The 21,179-nt window shown below is 68.5% G+C and carries 20 protein-coding genes; 14 read left to right on the top strand and 6 right to left on the bottom strand.

The features are described 5' to 3' along the window. The first annotated feature begins 16 nt into the window (after positions 1 to 16). Genes GUI43_RS16320 through GUI43_RS16295 form a run of 6 tightly spaced genes read left to right on the top strand, consistent with a single transcriptional unit; the run spans position 17 to position 6,142 of the window. On the top strand, positions 17 to 934 hold the full coding sequence (locus GUI43_RS16320) for a MurR/RpiR family transcriptional regulator (protein WP_112583189.1): 918 nt from the start codon (positions 17 to 19) through the stop codon (positions 932 to 934). Next, complete coding sequence (locus GUI43_RS16315; RefSeq protein ID WP_112583188.1) at positions 931 to 1,680, top strand: sugar isomerase domain-containing protein; 750 nt, start codon at positions 931 to 933, stop codon at positions 1,678 to 1,680. The genes GUI43_RS16320 and GUI43_RS16315 overlap by 4 nt, the downstream gene beginning before the upstream one ends. A 16-nt stretch (positions 1,681 to 1,696) precedes the next feature. Continuing rightward, on the top strand, positions 1,697 to 3,121 hold the full coding sequence (gene ngcE / locus GUI43_RS16310) for an N-acetylglucosamine/diacetylchitobiose ABC transporter substrate-binding protein (RefSeq protein WP_112699164.1): 1,425 nt from the start codon (positions 1,697 to 1,699) through the stop codon (positions 3,119 to 3,121). Then, a complete protein-coding gene (locus GUI43_RS16305) occupies positions 3,121 to 4,029 on the top strand; it encodes a carbohydrate ABC transporter permease (protein ID WP_112583186.1) in 909 nt (302 codons plus the stop codon). Before ngcE ends, GUI43_RS16305 begins: the two co-directional genes overlap by 1 nt. Then, positions 4,026 to 4,913, top strand: coding sequence for a carbohydrate ABC transporter permease (locus GUI43_RS16300; protein WP_112602215.1), 888 nt, complete (start codon positions 4,026 to 4,028; stop codon positions 4,911 to 4,913). The genes GUI43_RS16305 and GUI43_RS16300 overlap by 4 nt, the downstream gene beginning before the upstream one ends. A gap of 38 nt (positions 4,914 to 4,951) precedes the next feature. Further along, the gene (locus tag GUI43_RS16295; RefSeq protein WP_112699163.1) at positions 4,952 to 6,142 is read left to right on the top strand and encodes a glycosyl hydrolase; all 1,191 of its coding nucleotides are present in this window, start codon (positions 4,952 to 4,954) and stop codon (positions 6,140 to 6,142) included. 145 nt (positions 6,143 to 6,287) lie between these two features. Here GUI43_RS16295 and GUI43_RS16290 read toward each other — a convergent pair whose 3' ends face one another. Together GUI43_RS16290 and GUI43_RS16280 are read right to left on the bottom strand one after the other, a co-directional pair. Next, positions 6,288 to 7,193, bottom strand: coding sequence for a ferritin-like domain-containing protein (locus GUI43_RS16290; RefSeq protein ID WP_112583183.1), 906 nt, complete (start codon positions 7,191 to 7,193; stop codon positions 6,288 to 6,290). 401 nt (positions 7,194 to 7,594) lie between these two features. Beyond that, a complete protein-coding gene (locus tag GUI43_RS16280) occupies positions 7,595 to 8,077 on the bottom strand; it encodes a carboxymuconolactone decarboxylase family protein (protein WP_208646498.1) in 483 nt (160 codons plus the stop codon). A gap of 288 nt (positions 8,078 to 8,365) precedes the next feature. Between GUI43_RS16280 and GUI43_RS16275 the strand changes: the two genes are divergently transcribed. Beyond that, positions 8,366 to 9,595, top strand: coding sequence for a low temperature requirement protein A (locus GUI43_RS16275; RefSeq protein WP_112699161.1), 1,230 nt, complete (start codon positions 8,366 to 8,368; stop codon positions 9,593 to 9,595). Between the two features lie 47 nt (positions 9,596 to 9,642). Here GUI43_RS16275 and pdxR read toward each other — a convergent pair whose 3' ends face one another. Then, positions 9,643 to 11,067 (bottom strand): MocR-like pyridoxine biosynthesis transcription factor PdxR, encoded by a 1,425-nt coding sequence (gene pdxR, locus GUI43_RS16270; protein ID WP_112699160.1) that lies wholly within the window; start codon positions 11,065 to 11,067, stop codon positions 9,643 to 9,645. 47 nt (positions 11,068 to 11,114) lie between these two features. Here pdxR and GUI43_RS16265 point away from each other — a divergent pair, with 47 nt between their 5' ends. Continuing rightward, a complete protein-coding gene (locus GUI43_RS16265; protein WP_112699159.1) occupies positions 11,115 to 12,464 on the top strand; it encodes an FAD-binding oxidoreductase in 1,350 nt (449 codons plus the stop codon). Positions 12,465 to 12,569: 105 nt separating this feature from the next. Here the strand turns inward: GUI43_RS16265 and GUI43_RS16260 are convergent, their stop codons facing one another. Beyond that, complete coding sequence (locus GUI43_RS16260) at positions 12,570 to 13,067, bottom strand: LURP-one-related/scramblase family protein (RefSeq protein WP_112583179.1); 498 nt, start codon at positions 13,065 to 13,067, stop codon at positions 12,570 to 12,572. Between the two features lie 123 nt (positions 13,068 to 13,190). Here GUI43_RS16260 and GUI43_RS16255 point away from each other — a divergent pair, with 123 nt between their 5' ends. The 5 genes from GUI43_RS16255 to GUI43_RS16235 all read left to right on the top strand — a co-directional run bounded on the left by GUI43_RS16255 (position 13,191) and on the right by GUI43_RS16235 (position 18,023). Further along, entirely contained in the window at positions 13,191 to 14,753 is a 1,563-nt protein-coding gene (locus tag GUI43_RS16255; RefSeq protein ID WP_170158741.1) for a serine/threonine-protein kinase, read from the top strand. A gap of 264 nt (positions 14,754 to 15,017) precedes the next feature. Continuing rightward, positions 15,018 to 15,347, top strand: coding sequence for an ArsR/SmtB family transcription factor (locus GUI43_RS16250; RefSeq protein WP_181545443.1), 330 nt, complete (start codon positions 15,018 to 15,020; stop codon positions 15,345 to 15,347). Continuing rightward, positions 15,347 to 16,063, top strand: a complete 717-nt coding sequence (locus GUI43_RS16245) for a cation efflux transmembrane domain-containing protein (RefSeq protein ID WP_112699172.1) — start codon at positions 15,347 to 15,349, stop codon at positions 16,061 to 16,063. The genes GUI43_RS16250 and GUI43_RS16245 overlap by 1 nt, the downstream gene beginning before the upstream one ends. A 288-nt stretch (positions 16,064 to 16,351) precedes the next feature. Then, a complete protein-coding gene (locus GUI43_RS16240) occupies positions 16,352 to 17,551 on the top strand; it encodes a DUF6357 family protein (RefSeq protein WP_112699157.1) in 1,200 nt (399 codons plus the stop codon). Positions 17,552 to 17,807: 256 nt separating this feature from the next. Continuing rightward, the gene (locus GUI43_RS16235) at positions 17,808 to 18,023 is read left to right on the top strand and encodes a hypothetical protein (protein WP_112699156.1); all 216 of its coding nucleotides are present in this window, start codon (positions 17,808 to 17,810) and stop codon (positions 18,021 to 18,023) included. A 16-nt stretch (positions 18,024 to 18,039) separates the two neighbouring features. Here GUI43_RS16235 and GUI43_RS16230 read toward each other — a convergent pair whose 3' ends face one another. Together GUI43_RS16230 and GUI43_RS16225 are read right to left on the bottom strand one after the other, a co-directional pair. Then, positions 18,040 to 19,854, bottom strand: a complete 1,815-nt coding sequence (locus GUI43_RS16230) for a glycoside hydrolase family 15 protein (protein WP_112699155.1) — start codon at positions 19,852 to 19,854, stop codon at positions 18,040 to 18,042. A 34-nt stretch (positions 19,855 to 19,888) separates the two neighbouring features. Further along, on the bottom strand, positions 19,889 to 20,365 hold the full coding sequence (locus GUI43_RS16225) for a hypothetical protein (RefSeq protein ID WP_091404692.1): 477 nt from the start codon (positions 20,363 to 20,365) through the stop codon (positions 19,889 to 19,891). Positions 20,366 to 20,871: 506 nt separating this feature from the next. Here GUI43_RS16225 and cspE point away from each other — a divergent pair. Continuing rightward, positions 20,872 to 21,075: a transcription antiterminator/RNA stability regulator CspE gene (gene cspE, locus GUI43_RS16220; RefSeq protein ID WP_043326981.1), complete on the top strand. Its 204-nt coding sequence runs from the start codon at positions 20,872 to 20,874 to the stop codon at positions 21,073 to 21,075. Positions 21,076 to 21,179: the final 104 nt, after the last annotated feature.

The raw sequence follows: 21,179 nt of genomic DNA, 5'->3' as shown, positions 1-21,179 counted from the left end.
AAAAGGATGATCAGCAGTGACGGGTGAGAGTGGTGGGCTGCTGGTGCGGCTCCGGATGGAGGGGCCGACCATGCCGGAGGCCCTGGCGAAGATCGCCGAGGCCATCCTCGACGATCCGGAGACGGCGGCGCACGCCAGCATCGTCGACCTGGCCGAACGATCCGGGACCTCCACCGCGACGGTCACCCGCTTCAGCCGGGCACTCGGCTTCAAGGGGTACGCCAACCTGCGCGTGGCCGTCGCGACCGAGACCGGGCGCGCCGAGCAGGCACGCTGGGAGACCGACATCTCCGGGGACATCGCGCCGGAGGACCCGATCGGCGGTGTCCTCGACGTGATCACCGCCGCGGACACCCGGGCCATCCAGGCAACCGCGTCCGGCCTGGACACCACCGCGGTCGAACGAGTGGCGGCCGCGATCGCCACCGCCGGCCGAGTGGAGATCTTCGGGCTCGGCAGCAGCGGCACCGCCGGCAGCGAGATGGCGTTCCGGCTCGAACGCATCCGCGTCCCGGTGCGGTACCGGGCCGACACGCACACCGCCCTCACCAACGCCGCACTGCTCGGGCCGGGCGACGTCGCGATCAGCCTGTCGCACTCCGGTCGGACCCGAGAGGCGATCGAGATGCTGGCCGAGGCCGCCGATCATGGAGCGCTGACCGTGGCGGTCACCTCGTACGCCCGCTCACCACTGGCCGAGGTCGCCGACGTCGTCTTCACCACCTCGGTGCACGAGACCACGTTCCGGCTCGCAGCGCTCTCCGCGCTGCACTCGCAGCTGCTGATCCTCGACCTCATCTACGTCGCCGTCGCACAGCGCACCTACGAGCGCACCACCGAAGCTCTCGAACTCACAGTGCGGGCCGTCGACGCACACCGGATGCCGGACACCAATGCGAACCGCAAGCGAGCACGGAAGGAAAGGCCGCTGTGACGATCACAAGCGCGGACTATGTCGAGGTCATCACCAAGGCCATCGAACGTGTCGGGACCACCCAGGGCGACCGGGTGGCGCGGGCCGCCGATCTACTGACCGCGACACTGCAGGCCGGCGGGGTGATCCAGGCGTTCGGCTGTGGACACTCCGAGGCACTCGCCATGGAGATCGCCGGTCGGGCCGGCGGCCTGGTGCCCACCAACAAGATCGCCCTACGCGACATCGTCCTGTACGGCGGCGAGCCGACGAGCGTGCTCGGTGACCCGCAACTCGAGCGCACGCCCGATGTCGCCCACCGCCTCTACGCGCTCGCCCCGATCAAGCCCGACGACGCGTTCGTCATCGCCTCGAACTCCGGCGTCAACGGCGCGGTGGTGGAGATGGCACACCTGGTGAAACAGCGGGGACACCCGCTGATCGCAATCACCTCGGTCGAGCACTCCGCCCGGGTCGAGTCGCGGCACGACAGCGGGCTCAAGCTCGCCGACCTCGCCGACGTCGTGCTCGACAACGGCGCACCGTACGGCGACGCGTCCCTCGACTACGGCGACGGCGCGGTCGGGGCCGTCTCGTCGATCACCGCGGCACTGCTGGCCCAGCAGATCGTCACCGAGGTGGTGGCACGGTTGTTGGCACTCAACGTCACCCCGCCGGTCTATCTGTCCGACAACGTGCCGGGCGGGCGGGAGCACAACAAACTCATCGAAGCGCGGTACGCCGGGCGCATCCGGCGTACCGCATAGGGAAAAGGCCCAGCTGATGAACCGTTCACCCCTGTCCGGACCGTACCCCACAAGACGAACCGTGCTGCGCGCGGCGGTGACCGCCGGTGTCACACTGCCCCTGCTGAGCGCCTGCGTGACCGGTGGTAGCGAGGACCAGGACCGAGCCGCCGGAAACACCGGGGCCAAGAGCGCCGGCAACCCGCTGGGCGTCAAGGCGGACGCGCCGCTCGAGGTCGTGATCTTCAAGGGCGGGTACGGCGACGAGTACGCCAAGCGCGCCGAGACGCTCTACACCCAGAAGTACGCGGGCGCGAAGATCGACCATCAGGGCATCCAGAAGATCGGCGAGGCGTTGCAGCCTCGATTCGTCGCGAACACCCCGCCGGACGTCGTGGACAACACCGGTGCCAGCCGCCTCGATATCGCGACGCTGGTCTCCGCCAAACAGGTCACTGATCTCAGCGAACTGCTCGACGCTCCCGCCTTCGACGACCCGGGCAGGACGGTGCGCGACACGCTGCTGCCCGGCGTGGTCGACGACGGCACGTTCGACGCGGTCCCGCTGACGCTCAACTTCACGTACACCGTCTGGGGTCTCTGGTATTCGAAGCCGCTCTTCGCGGCGAAGGGCTGGACCTTCCCGACGACCTGGGACGACATGCTCGCGCTCTGCGCGACCATCAAGGCGGCCGGCGTCGCGCCCTGGACCTACCAGGGCAAGTACCCGGAGTACATCAACGACCCGCTGCTCAGCATGGCCGCCAAGACCGGCGGACCGGCGCTGATCAAGGCCGTCGACAACCTGGAGCCGAACGCGTGGAAGGCGCCGGGGCTGATCGGCGCCGCCGAGGCGTTCGCCGAGCTGGCCGGCAAGGGTTACCTCATGTCCGGCTCCGAGGCGCTGTCGCACACCGAAGCGCAGGCCGCCTGGTCGCAGGGCAAGGCAGCGATCATCCCCTGCGGGTCCTGGCTGGAGAGTGAGCAGAAGGGTGTCACGCCCGCGAATTTCGACATGGTCATGGCCCCGGTGCCCGCACGGACGACGGCGGACGCCCTGAAGCACACAGCGGTCCAGGCGGCGAGCAGCGAGTCGTTCCTGGTGCCGGCGAAGGCCAAGAATCCCGCCGGCGGCATGGAGTATCTACGGATCCTGTTCTCCAAGCAGTCAGCGAAGGCTTTCGCCGAGACCGCCGGGACCCTGCCCGCCGTGGCCGGGGCCACCGACGGCCTCACGCTGAGCAGCGGCCTCGGCTCGGTGCGCGACGTGGTCCAGGCGGCCGGCACCGAGACCTTCACCTACCGCTTCCGCACCTGGTACGCCCCGCTGGCCAAGGCCGTAGACGACGCCACCGGCGAGCTGGTGAACAGGCGGATCACCGCCAGGCAGTGGTCCGACCGGATCCAGAAGGCGGCCGACGGGCTGGCCAGGGACTCCACGGTGAAGAAGTACACCCGCTGATGAGACACGGTCGGTGGCGGTTTCTGGCCGGCGCGCTGGTGCCCGCGCTGGTGCTGCACGCCGTGTTCGTGCTGTCGCCGTACGCGCAGGCCTTTTACCTGTCGCTGACCGACTGGACCGGCGTCGCCGGCGAGGCGCGTTTCGTCGGGGCGGGCAACTACGCCCGCCTCGGCGGCGACTCCCTCTTCCTGCACGCGGTCCGAAACAACGCGGTGATGCTGGTCGTGGTGCCACTCGTGACCATCGGCATCGGGTTGTTCCTGGCGAGCATGATGCACCTCGGTGGCCGCGGTGGACGACGGGGAATCGCGGGCTCTGGCGCGTACCAGATCGTCTATTTCTTTCCGCAGTTGTTGTCCCTGGTGGTCATCGCGGTGCTGTGGGGGTTCGTCTACAACCCCAACAACGGGCTGCTCAACGGGGCGCTGCGGTCGGTCGGCCTGGAGGGATTGACCCGGAGTTGGCTCGCGTCGCCGTCCCTGGCGCTGATCGCGGTGATGGCGGTCCTGGTCTGGTCATCGGTGGGCTTCTACGTGGTGCTGTTCAGTGCGGCGATCGACAGCATTCCGCGCGAGCTGTTCGAAGCGGCGTTGCTCGACGGGGCCGGCGGCTGGGCGACCTTCCGCACTGTGACGTTTCCGCTGATGCGAGAGAGCGTGCACGTCGCGTTCGTGTACCTGGGCATAGCCGCACTGGACGCCTTCGCCGTCGTCCAGGTGATGACCGTCGGGCCCGGCGGACCGGACGGCGCGACCGAGGTGATCGGGCTGTCGCTCTACCGCAACGCCTTCCAGTACGGGAAGTTCGGCTACGCCTCAGCCATGGGAGTCGCCCTGTTCTTCGCCACGCTGACCCTGGCCGTGCTGGCACTGCGGTCGGGCCGCAAGGAGAGGCTGGAGCTGGCATGACCGTGACACGTGAGCGAGCGGCGGCGGTCGCGGCCCGGCCCGCCCCGGTACGTCGCGGCCGGCGCCCCGGAACCGCTTTCCCGGTGCACCTCGCCATGCTGGCCTGGGCCGTCGTCACCGCGCTCCCGCTGCTCTGGGCAGTGGTCAGTTCCTTCAAGACCGACGACGAGATCCTCAACGAACCGTGGTCACTGCCCGCCACACCGCAGTTCGACAACTGGTCCCGGGCATGGACCCAGGCCAGCATCGGTCGCTACTTCCTCAACAGCGTCGTCGTCGTGGGTGGCGCGCTCGTGCTGACCATGCTGTTGGGCTCGCTGGTCGCCTATGCCCTGGCGCGCTACGAGTTCCGCGGCAACCGGTTCATCTACTACACCTTCGTCGCGGCGATGTTCTTCCCCGTGTTCCTGGCGCTGGTGCCGCTGTTCTTCGTCGTCCAGCAGCTGGGCCTGCTGGGCACGTACCACGGTCTGATCCTGGTCTACGCGGCGTACGCCGTACCCTTCACGGTCTTCTTCCTGCACGCGTTCTTCCGCACGCTGCCCGGCGAGGTGGCGGAGGCGGCATTCATCGACGGCTGCTCGCACGGCGGGGTGTTCTTCCGCGTGATGCTGCCGATGGCCCGGCCGGGCCTGGTGGCGGTCGGCATCTTCAATTTCCTCGGGCTCTGGAACCAGTACCTGCTGCCACTGGTTCTCAACCCCGACCCGGACCGGTACGTCCTGGCACAGGGTCTGGCCGCCCTGTCGGTCAGCCAGGGGTATCGCAGCGACTGGAGCGGCCTGTTCGCCGGTTTGACGATCGCCATGCTGCCGGTGCTCGTCGCCTACGTCGCGTTCCAACGGCACATCCGCGCCGGTATGACCGCCGGCGCGGTCAAGTAGGTCCCCTTTCCACCCCCACCCATCGGAGGACCCGGCTCATGCACATCGACAGACGTAGATCAATAGGGTTCGCGGGAGTAGCGGCCCTGCTCGGCACGCTGGCGGTTTTCGCCAGCGCACCGAGTGCCTCCGCCGCCGAATGCGGCTACCTGTTCGACGACTTCTCCTACACATCGTCGAGCGACAGCTCCCTGACCGCGCACGGCTGGACCCCGCGCAGTTACTCCGGTGGTCCGGGCGTGCCCGGGGCGACCTGGTCACCGAACAGCATCACCTTCCCCACCGTCAGCGGCCAGAAGGTCATGCAGCTCACCGCCTCGACCGACGGCACCGGCGCCGGCACCAACCAGGCCGAGCTCTACAGCACCCAGAAGCGCTACCTCGAGGGCACGTACGCCAGCCGGGTGCGCTTCACCGACACCCCCACCAGTGGGAACGACGGCGACCACATCAACCAGACGTTCTTCACGATCAGTCCGTTGAACGGTGACCTCGACCCGACCTACAGCGAGCTGGACATCTCCGAGTACCTGCCCAACGGCGGGTGGGGCGAGACCGGCCCGATCAACTACCAGACCACCTGGTACACCTATCGCAACGACCCCTGGTACGCGGACAACATGCACTCGGAGCAGCGCAGCAGTCTCAACGGCTGGCACGACCTGGTGGCGACCGTCGCGAACGGACACGTCATCTACTACATCGACGGCGTCCAGGTGGGCGACCACTCGGGCAAGTTCTACCCGCGGCAGACCATGACGATCAACTGGAACCTCTGGTTCATCGACACGGCGGCCCACACCGGCGGGCTGAGCACCTACATCCAGCAGGTTGACTGGGTGTTGTTCGCGAAGAACCAGGTCCTGAGCCCTGCCCAGGTGACGTCGAAGACGACGGCGTACCGGTCGGCGGGCAGCGCGTTCGCGGACACGGTTGCCACGACGGGCACCTGCTCAAACCCGACGAACCCACCGACCACGCCGCCGACGACCCCGCCCACCACGCCGCCCACCACGCCGCCGCCAGCCGGCAACTGCTCCACGGCACCGGAGTGGGCCTTCGGCACCGTCTACACCGGCGGCCAGACCGTGAAGCACGAGAAGAGCAAGTACGGCGACCCGAGCGGTCCGTCGTCTGGTGACGGCAAGCACCTGTGGCGGGCACGGCACTGGACGCAGGGATCCGAGCCAGGCTGGACCCAGCAGTGGGAGGACCTCGGCCGCTGCTGAACGGCAACTGGAGCGAAGGTACCGACGGCCGCTCGCCAAGCACGGGGAGCGGCCGTCGGGCGTTCGGCGCCAGGCACAAAAGCCCACCGTCAGACCGGAGACACTGTGGGCTTCCTCAAGGGAGGAGCCCTGAGCAAATGGACACTCAGGCCGTTCCGGCGCTCACCGCGATTTCGCCGTTCACGCCGGCTGGGTAGAAGCCACCCGAAGCCGCCGAGGTGGGGCTCAGGTACACGATGTTCAAGACGGACTGGGCCGATCGGCCGTAGCACATCCCATTTTCATCCGTCGGGATGAAATTGGGGTCCGCCGCCGTTCCGACACCCTGGTCGTCGTCCGCCGGACCATCAAGACTGTTGCGCGCTTCGGAGATCTTCTGTACCGAGTCAAATACTGTGTCGTTGGCGAGCCCGGCGCTGTAGAGCGCGGACCGCACAATCCCCGCGTGGTATGCCTCGGTGGCCAGCAGGCCGGCTGCCGCATCAAGATACGTTTTGTTCGACAGCAGTGACGCGGAACCTTTGAACGCCGACACTCCGACGTCTTCGAAGAGAAACGCCGCGAACAGAAAGTTGAGGTCGTTCGCGTACGGGTCAAAGCTTTCGCCTTGTTTGACCAGACCAGCGGCAGTTGCCGCCGCAGTGAAGCTCGCGTCCAACGAAATCGCGGGACGAGCAACGGCGGCATCGCCGAGCGCGGATCGCAAGAAGGCCACGTGCTGCATCTCGTCGGAGGCGATCTCCTTCGCGAACCTCTGCACAAAGTTGCTGCTGAAGTTGACTGAACGTCCACCGGACACCTCGCCGCGCACCCCGGTGCCGGTAGTCATCTCGTCGGGAAGCCCGGATCCCGTCGTCGCGCGGAGATAGAATTCTGCTTCGAGATACTCGAGATTGAGCGCGAAGTTGAGGATAGCCGCGTCGCTCGGCGAGCCACCACCCGCCGGGTCGGCACTGCACACCCCTGGATCCACCAAAGCCGCGAGCCTTCGCCGATCCGTTTCGGATTCCGCACTGCGTGACACCGCCTCTGAGATGAACCAGTTGTCCATGCCGCCTCCGTTTCGGTGCATCCAGGTCCTAGCTGTCCGTGCCGGCCGGCCTGACTGGAATGGATGACACTCACGTTAGTTGGGCGGACGAACCTCAGGAATTGTTTGCTGAAAGGCGGTACGGGGCGGATCGTGCTTCGACTACGCTCCGCGCGGTCGACCCTGCAACCGAGCGCGAACGGTCGTCAACCTACGTCGGGTGCTGCGCGGCTCCCAATGTCCGGAAACTACCCATCGGCGGTTCTGGCCTCCCAGGCTCACCCTGTCCTCTTCTTCTCGGCCAGGGCGTTCGCTCCCCTATCGTGGCGTCTGACCGGACCACGCGATGGCAGGGAACGACGCGCGGCGCTGAAGAACTCGTCGATCCGGAACGACATCAAATGACATTGCCGGGTATCAACTCACACGGACGGCGCCATCGTGGGCATGGCACCCTCGGCGAGCTTGAGCCGCGTCCAGATGTTCATATTGATCACTACGGCCACGATTTCCAGGATCTCCTCCGCCGTGAAGTGCGTGGTCATCCTGTCGTGCGCCTCCTGGACCCGGTTGTTGACAGTGGCGTCAGCGGCTCGGGTCAAGGCCTCGGTGTACGCCAGCGCGGCTCGCTCCTCCTCGGTGAACAGGTGCGTCTCCCACCACGCGGTGAGGGTCTCGACCTTGGACGGCGGAATTTCGGCGGTACGGGCAGCGGCGTGGTGCACCAGAAGGCAGTAGCTGCAATTGTTGATCTGCGCGACGCGTAGCCGCAGAAGCTGGGCCAGGGCCTGGTCCACCTGAAGTTTGGCGGTATGGCCGAAAGCCGCGGCCCCGGCGTTCGCCAGGGCCATGAGCTGCTCGTTCGACGTGGCGTCCAGTCGGACGTTCTGGATCCTGGTATCCAAGAGACGACTTCCTCTAGGTCACAACGGCAAGGGCACTGGGCGGGAGCCGTTCCACGAGTAGGTGCCCGGTCTGACCCGGCGGGCCTACCTGACTCAGGAAGCGTATAGCTCGCGGCGAGATCATCCACGGAATGCGCGCCGGTCCGCCCCACTCGACCAACCCTCGCCTCAGCAGCAACCGCTCGCCGAAATGAAATCGACCGGTACGAAGCGACAGGCGTGACGAAGCCCATCCATCATTGCAAGCGGCGGCTGCCGGGTTTAAGTGTTGAACCCGGGTCCCGCCGGATGTCGGGCGAACAAGATTGGTCCATGAGGCATATATTCCGAGCCGGGCCGCCCCCGCGGACCGAGGCGACCCATCGGACAACGCCGTTCGAGGTGTTCTTCGACCTGGTGTTCGTGTTCGCCTTCATCCGGGTGGCGACGTTCACGGCACAGTCGCCGACGCCACTCGGGCTGCTCCATAGCCTTGTGCTCCTGCTACTGCTGTGGTGGCCGTTCACCAACTACGCTTGGCTGGCCAACCAGGTCCGTGCCGACGTGGGCCTGATCCGCGCCGGAAACGCCGCTGTGATGGCCGCGATGTTCGTGGCCGCCTTGGTACTTCCCGAGGCGTGGCGGTACGACAACCAGTCACTGGCCGCGCCCATGACTTTGGCCGTCGTCTACATCGTCATCCGGGCGGTATATCTGGCCCTTGTCTGGCACATATCGGCCGGTAACGCGCGGTTACGCGCTTCACTGCGCCTCCGGGTCATCCCGATCTCGGTGGGCTTGCCTGCGCTGCTGCTCGGCGCGGTGCTCGGCGGCACAACGCAGACGCTGTTGTGGGCCGCAGCGTTCCTCATCGACTGCGTCGGCGGACTGTTCATCGCGGTGTCGGCCGGACGCGCTCCGTTGCCCAGCCCCAGCCATTTCGCCGAGCGGCACGGACTGATCGTCATCATTGCTCTGGGTGAGTCGCTGATCTCGGTGGGCGTCGGCGCCGGCTCGGCGGTCACTCATGGGCCGGTCCTGATCGCCGCACTGCTCGCCCTGGCCACGGCGCTGGCCCTGTGGTGGCTGTACTTCGAAAACGCCGCCGCACCTGCCGGACAAGCCCTGTCTCGGATCCCCGTCGCGGACCGGACTCGGACCGGCAGCATCGCCTACAGCCTGACTCACTTCGTGCTCATCGCCGGGATCATCTACTTGGCCCTCGGCATCGAGGTGGTCCTCGCCCACATGACCCACGACCCACTCCAGCACCCCGCTGGGACCCCGCTGGGCTGGACCTCGACCGCGGTTCTGTTCGGCGGCCCGGCGCTCTACCTCATTGGTCGGGCCCTGTTTCTTCAACTCACCGTGCGGCATGCCCCACTCGCCCCGATCGTCGCTACCGGCAGCATCCTCGCGCTGCTGCCCGTCGCCCGAAACCTTCCTGCCCTCGCCGCCCTCGCTCTGGTCGCCATCATCTTGATCGCCCTGGTCTGCTATGAACGGATCAGTTGGCAGCCAACCGCCGCGGCGAGATGACCAGGTTGCTCAGGCCTCCAGCCGCACCCTTTGGACCATGGGCACCGTCAGCGGCAGATGTGCGCACGGACCTCTGCGACCGCCTCGGCGAGGGCTTCCACTCCGTCGGTGATCAGGCGTTCGGTGAGGGTCGCGTAGCCGAAGATCAGCCCGCCGGGTCCGGCCGGGTTCAGCCGGTACCGGGAGACGCCCTGCACGATCAGTCCGCGACGGGCGGCGGCGGCCACGACCGGAGCCTCGTCGAGGTCGTGCGGGAGCCAGGTGACGACGTGTTGGCCCGCCGCGACACCGACCGGCTCCAGATCGGGCAGGCGTGCGCGCAGCGCGGCCAGGAGTGCGTCGCGGCGGCGACGGTAGACCGGGCGCATGCGCCGTAGGTGCCGGTCGAACTCGCCGCGGGTGAGGAAGTCGGCGAAGGTCAGCTGGTCGATGACGGGAGAGCCGCGGTCAGCCCGTACCTTGGCCGCCGTGATGTCGTCGACCAGGTGTGACGGCGCAAGCAGCCACCCGAGACGCAGCCCTGGCGCCAGGGTCTTGCTCGCTGTGCCGCAGTAGACGACGGAGTCGGGTGCCAGCCCCTGCATGGCGCCGATCGGCGAGCGGTCGTAGCGGTACTCCGCGTCGTAGTCGTCCTCGATCACCACGGCGCCGCGACGCTGCGCCCAGCCGATGACCCGGGCCCGCGCCGTGGCCGACAGGACGCCGCCGGTGGGCCACTGGTGCGAGGGCGTCAGCACGACGGCGTCCGCGTCGGTCCGTTCGAGCTTCTCGACGAGGATGCCGTCTGGCCCGACCGGGACGCCGATCACGTCCAGGCCGAGGGCGGCCGCGACGAGGCGGGCGTCGTCGTCCGCGGACGGGTCCTCGACGGCCACCCGGCGGGCGCCGCGCGCCGCGAGCACCTGGAGTATCAGCGCGACGCCTTGGCCGTAGCCACTGCAGATCACGACGTTCTCCGGGCGGGCCGATGTGCCGCGGACCCGGCTGAGGTAGTCGATCAGGGCTGCGTGCAGTTCGGGTACGCCACGCCCATCGAGGTAGGCGAAGCGTTCGTTCGGCGTGGTGGTGAGGACCGTTCGCACCGAACGCAGCCAGGCGGCCCGCGGGAATGACGCCACGTCGGTGCGGCCGTACCCGAAGTCGATCCGGGCCGCCGGCCGGTCCCCGCCGCGCCGACCCGCCGACGGAGGAACCGGCTCGACCGCGACCTTGGTATAGCCGCCCGCCCGACTGGTGAGGTAGCCCTCGGCGACGAGTTGCTGGTAGGCCTCGACCACGACGCCGCGTGAGACTCCCAGATCGACTGCGATGGTGCGGGTGGGCGGCAGGGACGTCCCGAGACGCAATCGGCCGGCCCGGATGCTGCCCCGGATCGAGGCCGCAATCTGCCGATGCAGCGGTTCGGCAGCCGACCGGTCGACATGGATGAGCAGGTCTTCCGCCGTGCTCGAATTGGTCCTGGTACGGCCCATGAAATCGGACCTTACCGGGTGTACCGCTTTCCGCCAGGCTCAGACGTATGACGACGACCAGTCCCCGCTTCGACGGCCACCTCCTCACCCAGGGTGATCCGGGATACGACGCGGCCCGCACCGTCTGGAACGCCATGATTGACCGGCGCCCGCGGATGATCGTGCAGGTCGCGAGCATCACCGACGTGGTGGCCGCGGTGCGCCTGGCCCGCGAACTCGACCTGGAGATCGGGGTGCGCTGCGGCGGGCACAACGTGGCCGGCCTCGCCGTCCCCGCGAACGGCCTGATGATCGACCTGACCCCGTTGAACGGCGTTCGGGTCGACCCGATCCGGCGACGCGCCCGGGTCCAGGGCGGCGCGCTGCTCGGCGCACTCGACCGGGCGTCGCAGCCATACGGCCTCGCCACGACCGCCGGCAACGTCTCGCACACCGGGGTCGGCGGCCTGACCCTCGGCGGCGGCATGGGCTGGCTCGCCCGCCAACACGGGTTGGCCTGCGACAACGTCGTCTCCTACACGATGGTCACCGCGGACGGGGAGGTGGTGACCGCGAGCCGAACCGAGAACCCCGACCTCTACTGGGGCCTGCGCGGCGGGGGCGGCAACTTCGGCATCGTCACCGACTTTGATTTCCAACTGCACCGCACCGGAACGCGGACCCTGGTCGCCGAATTCGACTTCCGCGCCGAGGACGCCGTACCGGTGCTCGAAGGCTGGCGGGACCTTAATGCCGTCGCACCGCGGCAGGCGACCTTCACCGCCGACGTCAACAGCACGGCCAGGGGGCCTATCGCCACCGTCGGCTTCGTATGGGTCGGCGACCCGGCACAGGGTCACCGGTTGCTGCCGGCACTGCGCGCGCTCGGCCGCCCGGTCGCCGAACGGGTCAGCACGCCGTCGTACCTGAAACTGCAACAACGCGACGACACCGTCGGCGGCCACGCCTACCGCCGGTACTCCAGTGCGCACTACCTGCGGCAGTTCCCCACCGCCGCGATCGAGGCGTTCCTGCTGCGCGGCGAGTCGGACCTGCACACCGGCGCCCACCTGGCCAACGTCGGCCTACAGGCGCACGGCGGCGCCATCGCCGACGTCGCGGATGCCGACGCCGCGTTCAGCCACCGCGGCACCATGTTCGAGTTCGGCGCCGGCTCCCGCTGGACCGAGCCATCCGAAGACGACATCCGGATGGCAGCGGCTCGCAGTGCCTCAGCCGCGCTCGACCCGTACGCCGACGGCGTCTACGTCAACTCGCTCGCTGCCGACGAGGGGCAACGCGGGGTACGCCGCGCATACCCGGCCGCCAAGCTCGCCAGGCTCACCGCGCTGAAGACGAACTGGGACCCGCACAACGTGTTCCACCTCAACCACAACATCCGGCCCCACAGCCAATAACGCAGCCTGCTGCTCCTGCCCAGCCTGGTTACGGGCTGTTCGCGGCGTGGGAACGCGTCAGATCGTCCCGGCCACGAGCATTAGCAATGCGGCTGCCGCAGGGGGTCAGTCGTCGTCGCTCTTCTTCTTGTCGCGGTTCATGGCCAGGTCGAGCGCGAGGACGCTGCCGATGATGAGCAGCGGGTCGACGCCGGCGGTGACCTGCACGGCGTAGGTGTCCCGGATCGTCAGCCACCGCTTGGAGACCGAGGCCACCTCGGTGCCGCCGCGTTCGATCACGTACTCGTGGTCGAGCAGGTCACCCTTCATCTCCAGGTCGTCGGGCCCCGGCACGTCGATGGTGAACTTGTCGCGGAACGGCGTGAGCAGCTTCTTGCGGACCTCTGCGGCCTTCTCGCCGCCGATCCGGATCTCGTACGTGGGACGCAACGCCACGAGGTGCCGGTGCAGCGTGGCGACCTCATGGCCGGACGCGTCCTCGATGACGACCTTGTTGCGGACGCTGAGCACCTTGCCGTCGACATGGAAGACCTTTGTGCCGTGCTCGTCGAGCACGTCGAAGTCGTCGCCGATCGAGAAGAACCGCTCCTTGATGACAAACATGATTCGATTCTCCCCCACCACCCACCGAAGTGCCGGCCGAGCACGGCCGGCCCTTACCGCCGCTCTCACCGGTCCGGTCAGGTGCGCCGGGCGATGAGGCGGGTAGAGCCGAGGGGACGGCCGGTGACCAGCATCGGAGTAGACCGTCATGCCGCTGCGGGTCCATTCTGGCAAGCTGTCCCAGTGATGGTCGGTGATCTATTGGACGACAGGTATCAGGTCGAGAGCCGTCTCGGTACTGGTGGCATGTCGGCCGTCTGGCGGGCGTGGGACCGGGTCCTCGAACGCGCGGTGGCGGTCAAGGTCCTGGCCGGCGCGCAAGCTACCGCCCGAGGTGCACGACAACGCATCCAGGCCGAGGCCCGGGCCGCAGCCGGCCTCTGGCACCCGCACGTGACGAGTGTGTACGACTACGGCGAGCACACCGACGCCGCCGGCCGCCAGGTCTCGTACGTGGTGATGGAACTGCTGCCCGGCCAGACCCTGTCCCAGCGACTTGCCGCCGGTCCGCTGCCGCCAGCCGCCGCGATGCGGACGTGCGCGCAGGTCGCCGAGGCGCTCGCCGCCGCGCACGATCGTAAGCTGGTGCACCGGGACATCAAGCCGTCCAACGTGATGCTGACGCCAGCCGGTGTGAAGGTGGTCGATTTCGGTATCGCCACCACTGTCGGTCGGCCGGAGCTGGAGGCGGACGGACAGCTGTTGGGCACCGCGGCCTACCTCGCGCCCGAACGGCTCGCCGGTGGCAACGTCCTGCCTGCCTCCGACGTCTACGCGCTCGGACTGTTGCTGTACCGAACGCTGACCAATGAGCTGCCGTGGTCGGCGGAGACCCCCACGCAGATGTTGACCGCTCACGTGTACGTCGATCCGGCACCGCTGCCTGACATCGAGGGAGTGTCCCCCGAGGTTCACCACCTCCTCGACCGTTGCCTCGCCAGGGACCCCGCGGATCGGCCGGACGCCGCAGAGGTGGCCACGGCCCTGCACGATTTAACCGATGACGCCGAACGGCGGGTGAAACAGGCGACGCAGCCAGCGCCCGTCTCGCCCGTGTCGGCCCCGACCACCGCCGGTCCCTCCCCCGGTCGGCGTCGCCGCATCTCCAACGCCGTGTTGATCCCCGTTCTCGTGGTGACGGCAGGGGCCATTTCGCTGCTGCTCCCCCAGTTCGTGCCCGCCGATGGCAGATCGGGCGGGGTCGCCACACGTGACGGCGCCACCCCGCCCGACGCCGCCTTCGATGTGTCTGCCACTGAGGCACCTGCTCCCCGGCAGGCGTCCGCGGAGCCCACACCAGTCTCACGACCAAGCCGCACGGTGACCGCACCTGCTGGGCCGACTGAACCGACCGCCAGAGCCGGTTCGACGGCCGGCCCTGGCCCTGCAACGTCACCCAGTGCCGAACAGCCGACGGAGCCGTCCAGCGCCGCGTCGGCGCCGACCTCCTCGAATCCAGGTACACCCCTTCGGGCACTCGGCGGCGTGGTGACTGTGCTCTGCACCGGCGATCAGGTGCGCGTTGTCGACGTCGCTCCTGCCACCGGCTACCGCCTCAAGGATTACAACGCCGGGCCCGTCAAGGAGATCCAGGTGGTGCTGCTGTCCGCGGGCAACAGGAGCGAGATCAGGGCGCGGTGTGACGACGGCACGCTGTTGCCGAAGATAAGGGAGAGCCGTCAGTGAGCGGATGAGTAGTCGCACCGGCATCGTGGCCGTTCACAGGGGAGACGCTCGCAGCCACGCCGGCCAGTCCTCAGTTTCGAAAGGCTTACGGTGATTGGTCCGCGCTGGCCCGCGTTCGTCGCGCCACCAGCGTCGCGCTGGTCGATCAGATCGAACCCAACGCTCAGTCGTGGATGCCACGTTGGTGCGCTCGCGTGAGCCATGACCCGGCCGACACCACAGTTCAGCGTCGAGTTAATTCATAGTGCGATGTATGGTCGTTGGGTGGAGACGCTGACGCATGGGCAGGTCCTGGCCCGTTTCGGTCATGCCCTGTCCGACCCGGTTCGCGCCCGGCTCCTGCTCGCGCTACGCGACGGGCCCGGTTATCCGGCAGAGCTCGCCGACCTGCTCGGCACCAGCCGGCAGAACCTCTCCAACCACCTGGCGTGCCTGCGCGGCTGCGGCCTCGTCGTCGCCGTGCCCGAAGGCCGCCGCAGCCGCTACGAACTCGCCGACGCCCGGCTCACGCACGCCCTCGGAGACCTGCTCGGTCTGGTCCTGGCCGTCGATCCAGCCGCCTGCCCGGCCGCCGAATCCGAGGCGTGCTGCTGATGAACACGCCACTTCCGCTGATGTCGGTTGGCCCGTCACCGGCCCGTCGCTCGATCCTGATCCGGCGGGTGCGCCTGTTCGTCGCCGCGACGATCACCTACAACGTGATCGAGGCGGTCATCGCCATCGGCGCCGGCAGGATCGCCTCCTCGACCGCGCTGATCGGGTTCGGGCTCGACTCCGTCATCGAGGTGGCCTCCGCCGCCGCCGTGGCCTGGCAGTTCTCCGGCCCCGACCACGAACGCCGGGAACGCGCCGCGCTGCGGATCATCGCGTTGTCGTTCTTCGTCCTCGCCGCCTACGTGTCCGTCGAATCAGTGCGCGCGCTCGTCGGCGTCGACCGCGCAGAACACTCCACGATCGGTCTGGTCCTGGCCGCGGTATCCCTGGCGGTGATGCCGGTCCTGTCGGCCGCACAACGCCGCGCGGGCCGCGAACTCGGGTCGACGTCGGCCGTCGCGGACTCCAAGCAGACCCTGCTGTGCACGTACCTCTCGGCGGTGCTGCTGGTTGGGCTCGCGGTCAACTCGCTGTTCGGCTGGTGGTGGGCCGACCCGACTGCGGCTCTGATCATCGCCGCGGTCGCGGTCAAGGAAGGCCGCGAAGCCTGGCGCGGCGACACCTGCTGCGCTCCCGACTCGGCCCTGCACTCCCCCGCCCACCGCAGCGACACCAGCGGATGTGACGACGGGTGCTGCACCACCGACACCCGCTGAACGGGGGCAAGCGCAGCACTGTGATCACGCAGGTTGTGCAGCGTGACGTAGACGACGACCACGCCGAACGTAGCGCCGACCTGTAGTCCCGGCCAGAACCAGCCGGGCAGCCGCACACCCGCTGAGCCACTCCGACTTAGGGTGTGGCTTCGCCAAGGACGAGGTGGTCGCGTTCGACGATCTGGTCGCGGCGCAGTCGATGTCATGGCGGACGGCGGCGTGGGAGAGTTCCGCTTCAACGTCTGGCCTTGGCAGTAAGCGTATGAGGCCCGAAGCACCGAGGATGGCATGCGATCCCTGACCTTCAGCGACGACAAGGACAACGAGCGGGAGTGGGTCCCTGGCGGCCCGACAGACGCGCTCGGCGCGTTCCTGGAGTTCATCGATGAGCATCGTGCTGACGACAACGCGTCGTTCTGCATCACTGATGAGCGCGACGAGGGACTGATCCTCTGGCTCGACCACGGGATCGTCGCACGGGTCACCGGGGGGCAGGAGTCGCGCACAGAGTTCCGCCTCGCCAACGCCGGCGACTTTCGCAAGCTCGCGTTCATGTTCATCCGCGGCGGCTTCGTCAAGCTCGGCCGGTATGGCCCATGGTGGCCGGACGTGCCCAGCGCCATGCGTACACAGCTCCGACTCGATTTCGACAGGTCGGTGCTCCGACGGACCCACCCGCGCGAACTGTGCCGTCGACTGGCCGTCCTGACCTACATCGACGGCCGCGAGCCGACGACGGTCGCGGGCTTTACGCACTACAGGTTCGGCGACGGCAGTGGTGACTCCGTCGACGGGTGGTTCGCCGCCGGCGGTCGCGGCCTGGTGGTCACGTTTGACAGCGGGAGCCGCCTGGCCTCCATCGACGACGCCAATGCGCGGGCCGCTCTGTACGACGGCGTGCCGCCTGACCTGCTCGCGCTGGTGCGGCACATGCCGCAGCCGGGCACCGTCCGGACCAGCGCACATCCGAACGGCGGCATGCTCGTGGCAGCCACCGGCATCTTCACGTATTCGGGCCCCTGCATGATGTCCGAAGGCTTGCTGGTGCGGTTGCAGCAAGCCCAGCTGGGCGTCGAGGATGCCCAGGTCGGCAGGCTGCTGGAGCGCTTCCTCGCGTTGGAGGACTTCACGCCTGCCGCAGTCGCGCAGGCAGCGCCATGGTGGAACGACGATGACATCGCGCGCGGCTTCGCCGCGGCTGCGGCGCTGAGCGGCGAGCCGTCACTGACCGCGCCGCTCGACCGGGATGCCGTTGACCGGTTCTGTCGCATCTGGGCCGACTCGGGCTACAACGATCCCTGGGGTGTGCACTACGTCTTCTTCGATTGCCGCACGCTTGAGGAGGCGGGCGAGGCTCGCGACGAGCTGCTGAGTCTGATCCAGACCCTCGGGCTCGAGCGCGTCGACGCGCCGGCTGGATCCGGCAGCGGCGAAGTGTGGGTGCGCTCCGACCCCCGCATCGACGCCGAACTCGGGCACTGGGCGTGATCGTCGCGCGTTCCAAGGCGAGTGCTGGCGGGGCCAGCATGACGACCTGCGCCTCTTCCACCCGAGCGGCGCGGCGTGGCGACCAGCGAGGTGGTTCTCGTGCCGGGAGCGCCTGATCCCTCCACGGTTCGCGGGCGAGCTCTGGTGGCACATCGATGCGCTGGGTGAGCCGGCTGACAGCGAGCAGGTCGAGATCTCGCACAGCCTTGCCGCCGGCACAGCGCTGATCGCGGTCGGTCCTGTTGGCGTGAGCAGCATGACGTTTCGCCTCGTCGGCGACGGCGCATATCCGCGTCCCGCCGCGCTGATCGCCGGACTGACAGTGGGCAGCGATCGCGAGCAAGCGTGGGCGATCCTGGGCGACCCGGCGCAGGCAGCTTCCGACGAGTTCGTCGTACAGGGGGTGCGGATACGGCTCGGCTACGCCGCCGACGGCCTCGTCGAGATCTCGCTGGAGCGCCCCGACTCCTAGCCGGGGGTCTGGCACCCTAGCCAGCGGCGGCGTCGCGAATGGCGAGCGCGGCCTGGACGAGCGCGGCGTGGGTCAGTGTCTGGGGGTAGTTGCCGAGGTGAGCGCCGGTCGCCGGGTCCAACTCTTCGGCGTAGAGCCCGAGTGGGCTGGCGTGGTCGAGCATGGACTGGAACAGTTCGACCGCCTCGGTGCGGCGCCCGGTGCGGGCGAGGGCCTGCACCAGCCAGAACGAGCACGGCAGGAACGCGCCCTCGGCGCCGTGGAAGCCGTCACTTCCCGGCGGATAGCGGTAGAGCAGCGGACCGCCGGCGGAGAGCCGCTCCCGAATGGCGTTGATGGTGCCCTGCACCCGGGACGACTCGACGCTGTCCATGTCCAGCAGCGGCAGGACGAGCAGGGCCGCGTCGAGGGCATCGGAGCCGTAGCTGCGGACGTAACTGCCCGCCGTCGGGTTGAAGCCGGATGTCCGTACCTCGGCGGCGATGGCATCTCGTGCCTCCTGCCAACGTCGACGTCGGCGGCCGGACAGGGGGTGGGTGTCGGCGATGCGCAGGGCTCGATCCAGGGCGAGCCACCCCATGAGCTTGGAATGCACGTGTTGGGCAGGTTCGCGAACCTCCCAGATGCCGGCGTCGGGCTCCTGCCAGTAACGGGCGACGATGTCGGCGAAGCCGCGTATCGCCCGCCATGTCTCGGTGTAGAGACGGTGCCCGGCCTGCACGAACGCCCAGGCGGCGTCGATCACCCAGCCGTAGCCGTCGAGTTGGTGCTGCCCGGCGGCGCCGTTGCCGACCCGTACCGGGACGCTGCCGAGATAGCCCGGCCAGCCGGGCAGTTCCCGTTCGGCGGGCACCCGGCGGCCGTGAAGGGTGAGCAGCGCCGGTAGGCGTGGCCGCTGTAGCCGGCTGGCGTGCAACAGCCAGGCGAGGAAACCCTGTGCCTCGTCGGGCTTGCCGACGCTGAGGAAGGCGCTGACGCCGATGCTGGCGTCTCGGGGCCAGACATAGCGGTAGTCCCAGTTCCGTACCCCGCCGGGATCCTCCGGCAGAGAGGTGGTGGGTGCGGCCACCGGGGCTCGTGACGGCGAGTAGGTCAGTAGCCGCAGGGTCAGCAGGCTTCGAACGACGTGTTCCCGGAAAGGCAGTGACGGGTCGATCTCCGCCGTCCAGTCCCGCCAGCGGTCCTCGTCCTCGGTCAGGAGGTCCCAGGCCGCTGCCGGGTCGACGTGGATCAGCGGTTCGCGGTGCGCCACGGCAAGCACGAGGGTGACCGGACGGCCCGGGCTGACCGTGATCGAGGTGGGGCGGCCTGGCTCGATGGAGAGCCGCGGCGCGCTGCCCAGGGAGACCGCGAGCGACCCCCACTGACACACCAGCGCCTGGCGGCGGTGCTGGGCTCGTGGCCGGCGGTGCCGTACACCGAAGCGGGGGTCGAACTCGACGACGGCGTCGACCGCCGAATCATCGGTCGACAGGCGCCGCACGACCAGTGTCGTGGGCAGCAGGCGACCGCTGACCTCGGCCACCATCCCCTCGGTGAGGGTGAGCCGCCCGCCGCGTACCTCCCACGTCGTCTCCAGGGTGGCGGTGTGCCGCCGGTAGCGCCGTTCGACGACCGTGGCCGGTCGGGCCGGACCGAGCCGGAACGTCCCCGCGTCGGGACCCCCGACCAGCCGGCCGAACAGGGGCTCGCCGTCGAAGCGGGGCACGCAGAGCCAGTCGATCCCGCCGTCACCGTCGACGAGAGCCGCGGTGCGGGTGTCACCCAGCAGCCCGTAGTCGCTGATCGGCGCCAGGGGCCGGGGACGCGTCCTGTCGTGTCCACCGGTCATGGTGATCGCTTCCTGACGAGTCGCGGGACGCGGGTCAGTGGGCTCGAAGGAGCAGCCCGAGGACCACCCCGTAGAAGACGTGCACGACAGCCACGACCGCTGGAGTCTGGATGCCGTAGTTGACGCCGAACAGGCCGGGCGGCTCCAGCACGGCCGTGCTGGCCGGACCTGCCCGTTGGGAGGCCATGCGCGGGTGGACCCCCGGAAGCAGCGGCAGGAGGACCGTCAGGGCGATTCCGACGTGGACGGTTCCGAGCAGGGCACCGATCCACCAGGTGGCGCGGTGCAGCAGGGCGAACGTGGCCGCGTAGCCGAGAGCGAAGCCCTGACCGGCGCAGAGGTGGATGAAGAAACCGACGACTCGGGCCCGGTCGGGGTCCTCGGTGACCAGGGTCCCGAGCACCAGGGGAAAGTCGAGGCGGGTGAGGCCGGCCAGTTGAGCGGTGATCAGCGCGGCGGTCAGCACGGCGGTGGCGACCAACCCGAACAACGCCCATCCGGCCCAGTCCATCTCAGCCGTGCTGGACGCCGCGGGCGTCGGCGGCGCCGGTCGGCACGCGGCACCGCGACGTCTTCTCGGTCATGGATCCGCCCTTCGGCTGGACAACGTGAAGGTCTGTGGTCCGGATCCGGACGTCGCACGGCGCCGGAAGCGCCGGCCTTTCACCATAAGCCACCGAACTGTCCGGTCGAGTGGAATCGTCGGATGGCACCTCACCGGGTCGTCGGTGAGGTCGCCTTCGCCTCGTCGCCGGCCAGCGAGGCGTGCAGCGCGCCCGGGTTCAGGTGTGGTCGGCCGCCGGGACGTCCACTCACCTCGACGGGATCGACGAGGCATCATGTGCTACGGTAACCGAGTTGCAGTTTTGATTTCCGTAGACGTTTACCAGCGCCTGATGGGGCATCAGAAACCCCTCCAGGCGCTTTTCGTTTTTCGTGTCGTTTCGACGCGGGTGATCAACGCGGCGGCGTAAGGGTCCGCACAGTGCGGTCTCTGACAGCCTGCGAGGAGCAGACATGACTACAGGTACCGTGAAGTGGTTCAACGCCGACAAGGGCTTCGGCTTCATCAGCCCGGACGACGGCGGCGCCGACGTCTTTGCCCACTTCTCCGCGATCTCGGCGAGCGGCTTCCGCAGCCTCGACGAGAACCAGAAGGTGGAGTTCGACGTCACCCAGGGCCAGAAGGGCCCGCAGGCGGAGAACATCCGCCCGCTCTGATTTCACACTCTGCGAACGGCGGCCCGACTGATTCAGCGGGCCGCCGTTCGGCGTTTCATGCGCTCACCACGGCATCTCAAAATGGTGGTCGATCATCCCCATCT

The organism is Micromonospora noduli (genome assembly GCF_003264365.1).
Taxonomy (GTDB): Bacteria; Actinomycetota; Actinomycetes; order Mycobacteriales; family Micromonosporaceae; genus Micromonospora; species Micromonospora noduli.
This window is presented reverse-complemented; position numbering and strand designations above follow the sequence as displayed.